Here is a 13,727-nt window from a genome sequence, read left to right on the forward strand (position 1 = left end):
TGCCGCGCCCGGCGAGCCAGTCTGCTCACGCTCGGGGGGCGTCACAGAAACACCGCCAGATTCTGCATCCGGATGACGGATTCGTCGACCGAGATGATGCGACGGGCCAGCCGCCACTGCTCGCCCTCGAGCCGCAGCAGGTCCTCCCGGCCCGCGGATAGAAAGGCACCTTCCCGCACGTCGCCTCTACTCCGGAACAGGAGGGTGGCGGACTCGACGATCAGGTGGTCCGGGTCGTCGGTAGCGAAGGTCCGCACGTTCGACAGGTGGTGGCGCAGCCGGGACGGCGGATCCTCGGTCCAGGCGTGTTCGGTGAGGAAGCGGGCTACCCGGCGAGACAACGAGTACTTGTCTTCATCGAAATGTGCCATGCCAGGCGAAGTGTCGTAGCCGGCGGCCAGTGCCGTCGTGACCCTGACCGGCATCAGATAGTGGATGTCCTCAGAGAGAACCTCGAGCCACTGCGAATACGCTTGTGCGTCCAGCAGATAGGACTCGTCCACCAGCCACTGGTGGGCGACCAGGTGCCGCTCATCGTCGAATCGCAGTGTCTTGCCTGTCCGGGTGACGCGCGATGCCGACCCTCCGAGTCGGGACCGGCTGGAATGGGTGTCGGGGGCGGTGCTCATACTCGCGTCACTGTCCCGGGGCCGCCATTGACCGTCACACCGTCGGATGGTTCCGGGCGTGCCGTCTCAGCAGAACCTGCTTGTAGATCATTTGCCCAGCGCCGCAAGAGCTCTCGCTGATTGAACTCGCTGTAACCTTGACGGGCGATACCCGGTCCGCTGAATCGGTCGGCAGGCAGTGGAGGCGCTACCTCCGAGTCATCGGCGAGCAGACCCATCCGGCTGTTGAGCAGTAATCGCCGCGCCATCGAGCCGGCCGCGGTGTTGGTCAGCGACACCCAGTTCTCGACATCGTCCTGTTCGAACATGCCGGTACTACCGAAGCACATGAGATAGGCCTTGTAGGACAGCGCCTTGAACTCTTCCGGGGCGTCGGCGTCCACGGCGAACCATGACAGCACCTCGGTCTCGTCCTCGCTGATCGGCTGCCACTGCCGCAGCGTGATGAACGGAAGCACATCGTCGCTGTCGGCGACCTTCGGCCAGTTGTGCACGAATGACAGGTTGGGATACAGCGTTGCGGCACTGAACATGAAGCCGTCGGTACCGATAAGGGCGATCTGTTCCGGCGACCAACTCTGCTTCATCCGCTCGATCATCTGGTCGGGATAGCCGACGTACCGAAGCCGGTCCACCAACGATCCGTCAGGCAGTTTGTAGGTGGTTCCGCCGCCATTGCCGGCCCAGTACAGCGCGCCCTCTTTGCGCTTCTGCGCGTTGGGCTCACGAAAGAGCCCGATCTCGACCACCGAGGTGTGCGTTTGGGGCGTGTGGTACATATCGCCGGCGAAGTTCTCGGCGCCGATCTTCCAGTTGGCCTTGATCCGCCAGCGTTGTGGTCCGTGCAGCTCAATGCCACGCGAGCTCTGCCGCGTGTAGAAGTCGAGGTAGAACCGGAAGTCCCCCAGGTAATCTTCCAGTGGCGGCGCCTGGGCGTTCAGGCTGAGAAAGATCATGCCGTTGTAGACGGCAACGTTGGGAGCCGGCAGAAGCCGTTGTCCCTTGCGGGCAAATCCTTCCTCGCCGCCGTAAGCATCCTGATGGAAGGGTAATCCCACGATCCTGCCGTCATTGCGGTAGGACCATCCGTGATACGGACAACGGAAGTGCGAGGCGTTGCCCATCTCCGCCCGGCATACCTGCATGCCGCGGTGCAGACACATGTTGAAATGCGCACAGACATTGCCGTTTTCGTCGCGGGTGATGATGAACGAGTCCTCGAGAATCCGCCGCACGACATAGTCTCCTGGCTGTGCGATCTCCGATTCGTGGCCGACGAAAATCCACGCCCGGGCGAAGATGTGCTGCTTCTCCAACTCATAGATCTCCCGGTCGTTATAGATGTGGGCCGGGATCATGCCTCGGCGAACCTCATCGAGGACCACGGACTGGTCGGTCATGACACCTTCCTTCTGCAACGGGGCAACGCCCCCTTGGTGGCAGGACCGCTCTCTGCAGGAAGACATGAGCTGCAAATGAGTTGGGTCCTATGATCGGGGGCTACGTTGGACAACGCCTGTCCCACAACGACGGGATCGATACCCATGCCTGGTCGCAACTCTCCGTTCGTTGGCCCCGCGGGTACGAATAAGTCAGCTCAGATGACGAAACGTCTACTATGGATAGTACAGATTGCATAATATGTGTTCAATAGGTAACCCTTGCCCGCCGGTACGGTGCTGACAGCGAACCAGCCCCGACCGCCGACCCCTCAATCCTTCGGCGTCGACCGTCCCCAACCCGCGTTGCGCGTCATGTCCTTGAGCAGCGGCACGGCCCGAAAGGTCAGCGGAGTCGTCAGCGCCAACGTCGTCGTCGAGTGCACCACCCCCGGAATACCGACCACCTGCTCGATCAACTGTTGGAGTCCGGCCTGTGTCTCGGTAGCGACGCGGACCAGAAGATCTTCGCGCCCTGTGGTCGCGTGGATCTCCAGCACCTGAGGTATCCCGATGAGAGCTTCCACGATTGGGCCGAGGCGGCCCTGTTGCACCTCGAGTCCGATGAAGGCCTGCGTGGCGATTCCGATCCGTGCGAGGTCGAGTTCGGGGCGGTAGCCGGCGACCAGCCCGCCCTCTTCGAGTCGCTTCAGCCGGGATTGCACGGTGTTACGCGAAATGCCCAGCCTGGACGCCAGTTCCAGGACTCCGGCCCGCGCGTCGCGCGCGAGCATCTCGAGCAGATCGACGTCGAGCCGATCAATGCTGAACATTCGAGTCACCCCACTAAGTTGTTTTACCTGTACAACTGAACTATTTGCTCAGTTGAAACAAGATTAGTTGACCTGAAATCCATTCCAGACCAACCTGATAGGAACTTTCGAACCACATGCCACCCGCGACTCATTAACCCCTGAACGGCGCATCACCTTGACTGATCTTTGTACAGCCGGGCCCGACCCCGACCTCAACGCGCGGTACCGGCCATCCTCCGGGCCAGTCCTGCTGACTGGAGTGCAAGCAATCGCTCGATTGATGGTCGAACAGCACGAACGGGACGCCCGCAATGGCCACCACGTCGCCACCTTCGTCTCGGGGTATCAGGGCAGTCCGCTTGGCGGACTGGACCAGCTGTTAGCCAGCCTGCCCAACCTCGAATCCGAGCATCATGTCTACCTTGTGCCGGGAGTCAACGAAGAACTCGCCGCCACGTCGGTGTGGGGTAGCCAGAATGACCTGCCCCGTGGTAGCCGCAGCTACGACGGGGTGATCGGTGTCTGGTACGGCAAGGGCCCTGGGCTAGACCGCGCCAGCGACGCCCTGCGCCACGGAGCGATGTATGGGGCAAACCCCGCAGGCGGTGCGCTCGCCCTGGTCGGTGACGACCCCGGCGCGAAGTCCTCGAGCCTCCCGGTCGCCAGTGAGCGATCCCTGGCGGCCCTATCGATGCCGATCCTGTTCCCCCGCAATGCCGAAGAGGTCATCAGGTTCGGCATGTACGGCATCGCGTTGTCGCGCGCCTCGGGATGCTGGGCTGCCATGAAGATCGTCGCCGACGTCGCAGACGGACTCTGGACGCTGGACCGCGACTTCTCCGACTTCGACATCACCGTCCCCACCATTGAATGGGACGGCCGACCCTGGACCTACCGCCAACGCATCTGCGCCGCTCCGCCGGACAGCCTGCTCGCCGAGGCGGACCTATACGGCCCCCGCTGGGCGATGGTGCGAGCATTCAACGCCGCCAACGACCTCGACCGTATCGAGGTTGATCCCGCGCAGGCATGGCTGGGCATCGTCGCCGTCGGCACGGCCTACGACACGGTGCGCGAGGCACTCGTCGACCTAGGGTTGACCGACCCGGCCCTGACCCGATCAGGCATCCGCATCCTGCGCATCGGTATGCCCTATCCCCTTGACCCACAAATTGTCTCCCGCCTGGCCGACGGCGTCGAGCGGATATTGGTGGTCGAGGACAAATCGGCGTTCGTCGAGACGCAGGTCAAGGACATCCTCTACGGCCGCCGCGCGGCGCCCGAGATCCTGGGTAAGAAGGCGTCCAACGGGAGCACGCTGATACCCCCGGATGGCGAACTCACCACCGCACGCCTGCTCGTACCGCTTCGCGCGGTATTGAAGGAACGGGTGGCACTCGCGCCCGCCCCGCCGCCGGCGCTCGACCTGACGGTGCTGCCCTCCACCCGGACCGCCTACTTCTGCTCCGGTTGTCCACACAACCGCTCCACCGCGGTGCCGGACGGATCGCTGGCCGGCGGCGGAATCGGCTGTCACACGCTAGTCACAATGTCCTCGCGAACAGATTCTGCGGTCACTGCCCTCACCCAGATGGGAGGCGAGGGCGCGCAATGGATCGGCCAGGCGATGTTCACCGATGTCCGACACATTTTCCAAAACATCGGCGACGGAACCTATTTTCATTCTGGACAGCTTGCGGTGCAGGCATGTGTCGCCGCCGGTGTGAACATCACCTACAAGATCCTCTACAACAGCGCGGTCGCGATGACCGGAGCCCAGGACGTCGCGGCAGGACTGACGGTTCCCGAACTCACCCACAAACTCATCGCCGACGGTGTGTCAAAAGTGATCGTCTGCGCCGACGAGCCCGAGCGACACAAGGGTGCGGTGTTCGCGGACGGAGTGCTGCTGTGGCCCCGCGATCGCCTCGACGAGGCACAGCGTCTGTTGCGTGACACCCAAGGCGTCACGGCACTGATCTACGACCAGCAGTGCGCGGCAGAAGCCCGCCGCAAGCGTAAGCGCGGAATGCTGCCGCCCCGGCGCACTCGGGTGGTGATCAACGAGTCGGTCTGTGAAGGCTGCGGCGATTGCGGCGTCAAGAGCAACTGTCTGTCGGTTCAGCCGGTCGAAACTGAACTCGGCCGCAAGACCCGAATCGACCAGAGCACCTGCAACACCGACTACTCCTGCCTGGACGGCAACTGTCCGTCATTCGTGACCGTGGAAATGCCCGCGACAAAGGGCCCTTCCACTGAGATCGAGCGACCCATCCCGCCATACGCGCCCGACCCCGAGGTGGCACCGATCTCCGGTGTCTACAACGTCTTTCTGGCCGGCATCGGGGGAACGGGAATCGTGACCGTCAACCAGGTGCTGGCGATGGCCGCCCTGCGCACCGGCTTTTACGCCGAGGGCCTGGACCAGACGGGCCTCAGCCAGAAGGCTGGACCGGTCACCTCCCACCTACGGCTCAGTACCGAAGCCGTCCCCTCATCCAACCGAATCAGCGCCGGGGCGGCCGATTGCATACTGGCCTTCGACCTGCTCACGGCCGTCGATTCCCAGAACATCCGCTATAGCAACCCGGTTCGCACCGTCGCGGTCGCCTCGACCAGCAGGACGCCCACCGGCGACATGGTCTACGACGCCGCCGTCGAGCACCCGAGCGATGACTCGCTGCTGTCTCGGTTGAAGGTTCGGACTCGGTCGCTCGTGTCCTTTGACGCGCTGGCCGCCGCCGAACGCCTCTTCGGAAACACCACCACCGCGAACTTTCTCTTGGTCGGCGCCGCGTATCAACTCGGCGCGCTCCCGGTGACCGCCGCCGCGATCGAGGACGCGATTTCGATCAACGGGGTCGCCGTGCAGATGAATCAAGCGGCCTTCAGGTGGGGTCGGGTCGCCGTCGCCAACCCCGCGGAATTCCGGACCGCCACCGCAGACCCGGCCGACGACCCGACGCCTCAGGTGCCGAGCCATCTCTTCACGACGAGCACGGTCACGGGCGCCGTGCGTGAACTCTTGGAACGGCGGGCGGCGGACCTGGTCGCATACCAGGACGACCACACGGCTGCTCGGCTGATCAACCTGACACAACGTGCGTGGGATCAGGAGCGCGAAATCACCGAGCGCACCGACCTGTCTGAAGCCATAACCCGAAACTTCTTCAAGCTCATCGCATACAAGGACGAGTACGAGGTCGCCCGCATGCTCACCGACCCGGTGTTCCTCGCATCGGTGCGGTCACAGGTCCCCGGCGGGGAAAACCTGACCTTCAAGCTGCACCCACCGATATTGAAGGCACTCGGTCGCAAGAAGAAGATCAGCATGGGTCCGCGCACCCACGTAGCGCTTCGGCTCCTGGCGAAGGCTAAACGTCTCAGGGGAACGCCTCTGGACCCCTTCGGCTACACCGAGATGCGACGGCTCGAACGTCGGTTGATCACCCACTACGAAGCAACCATCAACGACCTCCTGCGGTCGCTCACACGCGACTCCTACGAATGGGCACTGGCCGTCGCCTCAGCCCCCGATCTCATTCGCGGCTACGAGGAAGTCAAGGTGCGTAACCTTGGCGCCTATCTGGCACGTCTCGACGAACTTGGGATCGCTACCGACGCGCTGCCGCTCACGTGACGGACGACGGGCGGCTTGTTGTTGGCGCAGCCGGGGCCGCGTGCTGGAACACGACCACAACGCATGATCCTGGCGCGCCGACCGCATCCCGGTCAGCTGCGCCGACTAACCCTGGTACCCGATCCGGAACTTGCTGTGCGCGCGCACATCCCCGAAGTCGGTGCAATGAAGCGCTAATCCGCAGCGGGCTCGGCGTGAACTGCAACGCTGGAGCCCAATCCTGCTCGGGTCACCGTGGTTCTCGTGCTGGGCGTCCACCTGTTGCCGCCATCGGAGACGTGGCCAGGGTCGACCTCAAACCACGACCAACGGCGGCCGGGTGAAGTTCGGGCTCAGTCGGAGATTCCAGTCGCGCTGGCTGAACCAATTCTTTTCAAACGCTGCACGCCATTATGAGGAGCACATATGCCGTCTAAGTCGTCCATCGCCATTGTCGGGTCGGGGAACATCAGCACTGACCTGCTTTACAAACTGCTGCGTTCGGACTGGCTGGAACCGCGCTGGATGGTCGGCATTGACCCGGAGAGCGAGGGTTTGGCCCGGGCCCGCAAGCTGGGTCTGGAGACCACCCACGAGGGTGTGGACTGGCTGTTGGCCCAGTCCGAGAAGCCCGACCTGGTGTTCGAGGCGACCAGCGCCTACGTGCACCGCGACGCGGCCCCCAAGTACGAGGCCGCCGGCATCCGGGCCATCGACCTGACCCCGGCCGCGGTGGGCCCCGCGGTGATCCCGCCGGCCAACCTGCGCGCGCACCTGGACGCGCCGAACGTCAACATGATCACCTGCGGCGGGCAGGCCACCATCCCGATCGTCTACGCGGTGTCGCGCGCCGTCGCCGACCTCGGCGGCGTGCCGTACGCCGAGATCGTCGCCTCGGTCGCCTCGCTGTCGGCCGGCCCCGGCACCCGCGCCAACATCGACGAGTTCACCAAGACCACCAGCCGGGGTGTGGAGACCATCGGCGGCGCCAAGCGTGGCAAGGCGATCATCATCTTGAATCCGGCGGACCCGCCGATGATCATGCGCGACACCATCTTCTGCGCCATCCCGGAGGACGCCGACCGGGACGCGATCGCCAAGTCGATTCACGACGTGGTGGCCGAGGTGGCGACCTACGTGCCGGGTTACCGGCTGCTCAACGAGCCCCAGTTCGATGACCCGTCGATCCACTCCGGGGGCCAGGCACTGGTCACCACGTTCGTCGAAGTGGAGGGTGCGGGCGACTATCTGCCGCCTTACGCTGGAAATCTCGACATCATGACCGCCGCGGCCACCAAAGTCGGCGAGGAGATCGCCAAGGAGTCCTTGAGCGCGACGGCCGGAGGAGCGCAATCATGAGCCGCGCCGTCGACGATGCAGAGCGAAGCGATGAGGAGGAGCGGCGCTATGACTTCTGACATCTTCTTCAACCCGATCTGGGACGTCCGGATGACCGACACGTCGTTGCGGGACGGCTCCCACCACAAACGTCACCAGTTCACCACCGACGAGGTCGGCGCCATCGTGGCCGCCCTGGATGCCGCGGGGGTGCCCGTCATCGAGGTCACCCACGGCGACGGCCTGGGCGGCTCGAGCTTCAACTACGGGTTCTCCAAGACACCCGAGCAGGAGCTGATCAAGCTGGCCGCCGACACGGCCAAAGAAGCCAAGATCGCCTTTCTGATGCTGCCCGGTGTGGGCACCAAGGAGGACATCAAAGAGGCCCAGAACAACGGCGGGGAGATCTGCCGGATCGCCACGCACTGCACCGAGGCCGACGTGTCGATCCAGCACTTCGGGCTGGCCCGCGAACTGGGCCTGGAGACCGTCGGGTTCCTGATGATGAGCCACACCATCACCCCCGAGAAGCTGGCCGCCCAGGCCCGCATCATGGCCGACGCGGGCTGCCAGTGCGTCTACGTGGTCGATTCGGCCGGGGCGCTGGTCCTCGAGGGCGTGCGTGACCGGGTCGCCGCGCTGGTCGCCGAGCTCGGCGACGACGCCCAGGTCGGCTTCCACGGCCACGAGAACCTCGGGCTCGGCGTCGCCAACAGCGTCGAGGCCGTCCGGGCGGGCGCCAAGCAGATCGACGGCTCCTGCCGCCGGTTCGGCGCCGGGGCCGGCAACGCGCCCGTCGAAGCCCTGATCGGGGTGTTCGACAAGATCGGCGTCAAGACCGGGATCGACTTCTTCGACATCGCCGACGCCGCCGAAGAGGTGGTCGCCCCCGCCATGCCCGCCGAGTGCCTGCTCGACCGCAACGCCCTGATCATGGGCTACTCCGGCGTGTATTCGAGCTTCCTCAAGCACGCCATCCGCCAGTCCGAGCGCTACGGTGTGCCGGCCCACCAGCTGCTGCACCGGGCGGGCCAGCGCAAACTCATCGGCGGCCAGGAAGACCAGCTCATCGACATCGCGCTGGAGATCAAACGCGAGCACCACACCGTCAAGGCCGTCACCGTTGACCAGACACCGCAGGGGGCCTAACCGAATTCTTTCGAGCATCAGGCGACTCGCGTGGCCGAAGGCGGTGAGCACACACAGTTAGGCAACTACGTGGCTCGCGCACCACCACAGCCACACCTGTCAGCATCTCGTCATCCGCGACGGCAAAGCAGTCGTTACCGACACCGCCGCGTGATCCGCATCTCAAACAGATACCGCATGACCCGGCTTCGCCGGGTGCCTTGGCCCTGCCTACTCACCATTCGACGAAGTGCCGGTACGGGACTGCCGTGCGGCCTCGCCGAGTCCTCCGATCAGGTAGAGGTCGCCGCTGCCGGCCTTGCCTCAGTGCTGTTTGGGCTCGCGGCGAACAGCGCCGTCACGACCGCGGGAACCTCATCCTGCTGGCTTCCGGGCAGGAGCAAAGTCGATATCACACTGCGCAGAAAGAGATCTGCAAGTTGGCGTTCCGTCAATGCTCCACTCATCACCAGCGGTGACTCGTGGGTGGCCGGACCAAGCGCTTCGACGACCAAGTCAATCAAGTTCGGGAATATGTCACGGATTAACGACAACGTGAACTCTGGTGCTACGTCAAACATCCGAGTCAGATCCGCTCCGGCGGCGTTATAGCCGGTCAGAGTATCCATAACGACTTTGACCCGCGATGAAGGATCGGGAGTAGCCGCGATAGCTTTTGCGAACGCCTCTGCGGCGCCCTCCTCGAAGTGGCGTCCCAGGTGCCTCAAAACGTCGTCTTTGCTGTCGAAATAACGATAGAAAGTGCCACGCGCTACCTGTGACGCCGCGCAAATGTCACTCACCGAGAGCTTCTGGGTGCCCTTTCGGTTAAGCGCCTTCATAGTGCCTGTCAGAATCTTCTGCACAGCACTATTGGATCGCTGGCGGTCAACAGCCATTTGCTCTCCTCTGTCATTTGCTAAAGCGATTGGACCACCGGCTCGCCGGGAGGATAAAGCCTCCTGGCTAACTTAGACTCAATGTCGGTCGCCGAGCCGTGGACGGCTGGGCGGTGTAGGCGGTTTGATACTGCCGCCGCGGATGTTTTCGATATTCATGAGCCTCGATACCGACGCGGTCGCCGACGGCGAGGCCGGCGGCTTCATCCATCCCATTTCTCCGAGTTTGCCGGTGATGGTGTCGCCGTCGTCTTGCTGGATGAGCCACGAGACGGCGTTGATAGCGCGGTATTCGCCGAAGATGTGTACGGGTTGTTCATCGAAGTCGGCGTTTCGACAGTGGCGGCGACGTGGGCGGCTGCAGTTGACGACACCATGACGCGGTGGATGGCGCGCGATGGTTGCTGCCAGTCGATTTCGATGTCGCAGCGGGCGCGGTCCAGCGTTTTGGACAGATCGCGTAGGGCTGAGGCAGTACGCGGCCCATCTCGGTGAGCTGTTGCACAAAGCCCAATGGTGCGGGCTGGGTCCGATGTCGTTGGCGGCGCTGAACACATCGATCGCCGTACCGGTTGCGGTGTCGAGCAACTGGCCTTCAGTTTCGAGAGTTCGGCGAACATGCCGACCTTTCCGCCGTCGTGGCCGGTTTCGGCGATCGGTGAGGTCGCGGGGGTGAGGGTCAAAATGATCGATCCGGCGCCGGGTGGGGACCTCAGCAGCAGGTCGGTGCGGCGGCGTATATCGGCGTCGAGTTGGTGTCCGAGCGCTTTATCGCCCTGTTGGGCTACCCCGACCGCGGTGGCCAGGCGTTGAAATCCGGCCATCACGCAGGCAACTTCGAACACCCGCCCGACACCCCGGTCACGCCGTCGCCCCTTATGCGGATGTCGTCACGCGAAGACACTGTTCGCCCGAGGGCGTCGTCAGCGACCAGGGCCGCGACGCTGATGCGGGACAAGTCATCATCACGAGTGCTCAAGGCTGACGTGTCGTGGTCCATCATGGCCGCCAGGATCGCCGCCTGCATCCGGTCGACGTCATCTCCACTGGTAGCCATTCACGATCACCTCCACATATCCGCAGCGCGGCAGCGCGTCCACGCGCCGGTGGCGAACCCATGGGCCCAGATGGCATTCGCTGCAGGTAATCATCCAACCGGCCTCTACGCTCCAGGTATAGGGGCAGGTAACGATCCTCGATCTCCGTCTCGGGTTGGCAGTGCCGAGGCGGCCACGACAGTATCGACCCGCACTCCAACAACCTGGCGCAGCGTAGCGCGCTGCGCGAAGGCCCGCAGGACTTTGGCGCTCGGCCGGGCGGCGATGGTGTCGTCGACGACGATCTGGCCTGGCCCGCCGCCGGCCCCGCTGGCAGTGGAGTCGCCGCTTCGGCTGCCACATTGGTGAGGGCGCCCAGTTGGTCATCCTCGCCAGTGTTGAAGGTGTCGATCCGCGCGCTCAGAGGGTGCCAATCAAGGCGCCGTGTTTGATCCGCATCCGGGCACTGGGTAGTCAGCGAGTCGTCGGGCGTCGCGCTCGCCAGCGATCAGACGCCGCGAGCATGTCGCGCACCGAGACGGTATCTAGTTTCGACTGGCCACCGCCCGACACCTTAATCAATGCGCCCTCGAGCAGCTTCTTCAGCCGCTTCCAGTAGCGCGGTCAAGGCGCTGGGCGGACGACGGGTGCCGGTCTGTCGGTTCCGGTCGAAAAGTGAGCAGGTGATTCCGGTCGAAAAGTGTGCACCCGCACCGACCGACGCTTCCTGCCGCGCCGGAACGTGAGATCTCCGAACCTGGAGTTGTCGTGCACGATGACGAGGTGGGCGCTGTTGACGACGGTCGAAAACTAGGCCAGGAGCGACGGTGAAAAAGTAGGCCACGTGGTCGTGGTTATTGTGCCGTGTTGTCGGCTCTGGCGGAGGGCAAGGTGTCGATTCCGGTGTCTTTGAGGCGGCAGCTGGAGCTTTTGAGGGTCAGGACGTCGGCGTGGTGGACGATGCGGTCGATCATGGCCGCGGCTACCACTTGATCTCCGAACACATCACCCCAGCGGGCGAAGGGCAGGTTGGAGGTCAAGATCAGCGAGGCGTGCTCGAAGCGGCGGGAGACCAGTTGGAAGAACAGGTTCGCGGCGTCCTGTTCGAAGGGGATGTAGCCGACCTCGTCGACGACGAGCAGCCCGATGCGGCGCAGCTTGGCCAGCTCGGCCGGTAGTCGCCCGGCGTTGTGGGCGGCCTTTGAGCCGGGCGACCCAGTCCACCGCGGTGGCGAACGCGATTCGGTGCCCGGCCTGTGCGGCCTTGATCGCCAACCCGATCGCGAGGTGGGTCTTGCCAGTGCCCGGCGGGCCGAGCAGCACCACGTTGCGGGCCTTGCCCAGGAACGCCCCTGTACCCAGATGAGCGACCATGTCCCGGTTGAGTGCGGGTTGATGATCGAAGTTGATGTCCCCCAACGATTTGCGGGTCGGGAATCCTGCTCGTACTTCGGCGGACCATGGCTGGCCACCGCGGCCGCCACGGTGTCACGCGCGATGCCAAGTTGTCGTGCGATAGCCCGCTGCGACAAACCCTCGCTGCGGTGAAGATGCCTGATCAAGGCCCAGTCTTCCAAGAGATCACCCCATCCAATCTGATCGGGTGGCCTACTTTTCAACCGTCGCAACTGGCCGGGTCTTCAACCGTCGTCAACAGGCGCAACCTGGTGCTCACCGGACCGCCACCGAAGTTCCACGGAGCTCGGGATATCTTCGAGTTGTTGCTGGGCCAGCCCTAGTCGGCTAAATCGGTGCTTGTGCGCCTTCAGAGAGGATGGTCGTGAACGACTACGAAGCGATCAGACGCGTTATCGCGTTGCACGCTCAGCTACTCGATGAGCGTCGATGGCCCGAACTTGCGGCGTTATTTTGCCCGGATGGTGTGCTGCCGTGGGGTGGAAACACGTTTCGGGGGCGCAAAGAGATCATCGAGGGACTGCCCGGGACGCAACCGAAGATCCCGCACAGGATCAAACATTTCGTGTACGCACCGGTAATCGAGATCTATGGAAACGATGCCAGAGCCTGGAGCGATGTGATCGTGTCGCTGGTACCTGAAGAGGGCCCCGCCGAGATGTCGTTTGTAGGGCGCTATCACGATCACCTTCGTCGTGAAAATGGGCGCTGGCTACTGTCCAAGCACATCACGGTGAAAACCGGCGACGCGCTGCCTGACGACGAACGATTGCCGTCAGGGCTTTACGCCGACGACCGGACCCGCCAGGAGTAACCGCCGATGCTCACTGAGCGCCACCGAAGTTCCACTGAACACGGGACATCCTCTCGCAGACAAGAGGATTCAATGACGATCTATCTAGAAGATAAGTGGTCAGGGTAACGCAGGCTCGCCGATAATGACCTAAGTGCTGGAAGGCGCTCGCGATCGACCCCGGTCTAATGTGACCCGCACACCAGCCAGTCTAGTGGACACACGCGATTCTTCAGTCGCAGACGCCAATATCCTTGGTGCAGAACACGGGTCTGCTGCACGGATAGGTGACATGTAGACCTGATCGTGCAGCAGACCCGGTGGCTGCCTGCGAGCCATCGCTTGTCGTAACATCGAGTGCGGGTAGTCAGGCCCTGAGTGAGTACAAAAAGGTTGCCTCAGTAATAGGTACCGGGCGCGGATGCTCCGCCCGGAGGTTGGTAGCCAGCGGCTGAGTTCCGCAGCTGCCATATCAGCTCAGGGCAAAGCAAGTTAACCGCATAGGAGACTAGGTAATTAGCCGCGAACTCATCGTTGGGGGTGACGTCACTCTTGACCTCACCCATGACTTGCCCGTAGCCCTCGCCCCGGCCGACTGGTGGCGTCCCAGGAGCGGTGTAAAAGTGGTCTGACATAGGTTCCGCTCGCTTGCGTTGATGATCCTATGCGGTGGC

The 13,727-nt window shown here is 63.5% G+C and carries 10 protein-coding genes and 1 pseudogene; 4 read left to right on the top strand and 7 right to left on the bottom strand.

All coding sequences use genetic code 11. The annotated features are described in order from the left end of the window. Positions 1-41: 41 nt before the first annotated feature. The 3 genes from AWC17_RS13570 to AWC17_RS13580 all read right to left on the bottom strand — a co-directional run bounded on the left by AWC17_RS13570 (position 42) and on the right by AWC17_RS13580 (position 2,841). The gene (locus AWC17_RS13570) at positions 42-629 is read right to left on the bottom strand and encodes a 3-phenylpropionate/cinnamic acid dioxygenase subunit beta (RefSeq protein WP_009953908.1); all 588 of its coding nucleotides are present in this window, start codon (positions 627-629) and stop codon (positions 42-44) included. Then, positions 626-2,029, bottom strand: coding sequence for an aromatic ring-hydroxylating oxygenase subunit alpha (locus tag AWC17_RS13575; protein WP_009953907.1), 1,404 nt, complete (start codon positions 2,027-2,029; stop codon positions 626-628). The genes AWC17_RS13570 and AWC17_RS13575 overlap by 4 nt, the downstream gene beginning before the upstream one ends. Positions 2,030-2,340: 311 nt before the next feature. Continuing rightward, positions 2,341-2,841: an Lrp/AsnC family transcriptional regulator gene (locus AWC17_RS13580; protein WP_014379553.1), complete on the bottom strand. Its 501-nt coding sequence runs from the start codon at positions 2,839-2,841 to the stop codon at positions 2,341-2,343. A gap of 157 nt (positions 2,842-2,998) precedes the next feature. On the opposite strand from AWC17_RS13580, the gene AWC17_RS13585 reads away from it, so the two are divergent. The 3 genes from AWC17_RS13585 (at position 2,999) to dmpG (ending at position 8,929) form a co-directional block, all read left to right on the top strand. After that, positions 2,999-6,463 (top strand): indolepyruvate ferredoxin oxidoreductase family protein, encoded by a 3,465-nt coding sequence (locus tag AWC17_RS13585; protein ID WP_141224620.1) that lies wholly within the window; start codon positions 2,999-3,001, stop codon positions 6,461-6,463. Between the two features lie 405 nt (positions 6,464-6,868). Further along, positions 6,869-7,801, top strand: coding sequence for an acetaldehyde dehydrogenase (acetylating) (locus AWC17_RS13590; protein WP_009953903.1), 933 nt, complete (start codon positions 6,869-6,871; stop codon positions 7,799-7,801). 48 nt (positions 7,802-7,849) lie between these two features. Then, complete coding sequence (gene dmpG, locus AWC17_RS13595; protein ID WP_009953902.1) at positions 7,850-8,929, top strand: 4-hydroxy-2-oxovalerate aldolase; 1,080 nt, start codon at positions 7,850-7,852, stop codon at positions 8,927-8,929. Positions 8,930-9,201: 272 nt separating this feature from the next. On the opposite strand, the gene AWC17_RS13600 is transcribed toward dmpG, so the two are convergent. The 4 genes and pseudogenes from AWC17_RS13600 to istB all read right to left on the bottom strand — a co-directional run. Beyond that, positions 9,202-9,807, bottom strand: a complete 606-nt coding sequence (locus tag AWC17_RS13600) for a TetR/AcrR family transcriptional regulator (protein ID WP_225323321.1) — start codon at positions 9,805-9,807, stop codon at positions 9,202-9,204. A gap of 203 nt (positions 9,808-10,010) precedes the next feature. Beyond that, a complete protein-coding gene (locus AWC17_RS13605; protein ID WP_231614138.1) occupies positions 10,011-10,490 on the bottom strand; it encodes a hypothetical protein in 480 nt (159 codons plus the stop codon). Between the two features lie 140 nt (positions 10,491-10,630). Continuing rightward, the gene (locus AWC17_RS13610) at positions 10,631-10,864 is read right to left on the bottom strand and encodes a hypothetical protein (RefSeq protein WP_014379546.1); all 234 of its coding nucleotides are present in this window, start codon (positions 10,862-10,864) and stop codon (positions 10,631-10,633) included. A gap of 834 nt (positions 10,865-11,698) precedes the next feature. Next, a pseudogene (istB, locus tag AWC17_RS13615) lies at positions 11,699-12,287 on the bottom strand (IS21-like element helper ATPase IstB); the annotation flags it as partial. Positions 12,288-12,618: 331 nt separating this feature from the next. Between istB and AWC17_RS13625 the strand changes: the two are divergent. After that, positions 12,619-13,074 carry a nuclear transport factor 2 family protein gene (locus tag AWC17_RS13625; protein WP_009953895.1) on the top strand — a complete coding sequence of 152 codons (456 nt, stop codon included), beginning with the start codon at positions 12,619-12,621 and terminating at the stop codon, positions 13,072-13,074. Positions 13,075-13,727 lie beyond the last annotated feature (653 nt).

The sequence above is a fragment of the Mycobacterium nebraskense genome, from assembly GCF_002102255.1.
Classification (GTDB): Bacteria; Actinomycetota; Actinomycetes; order Mycobacteriales; family Mycobacteriaceae; genus Mycobacterium; species Mycobacterium nebraskense.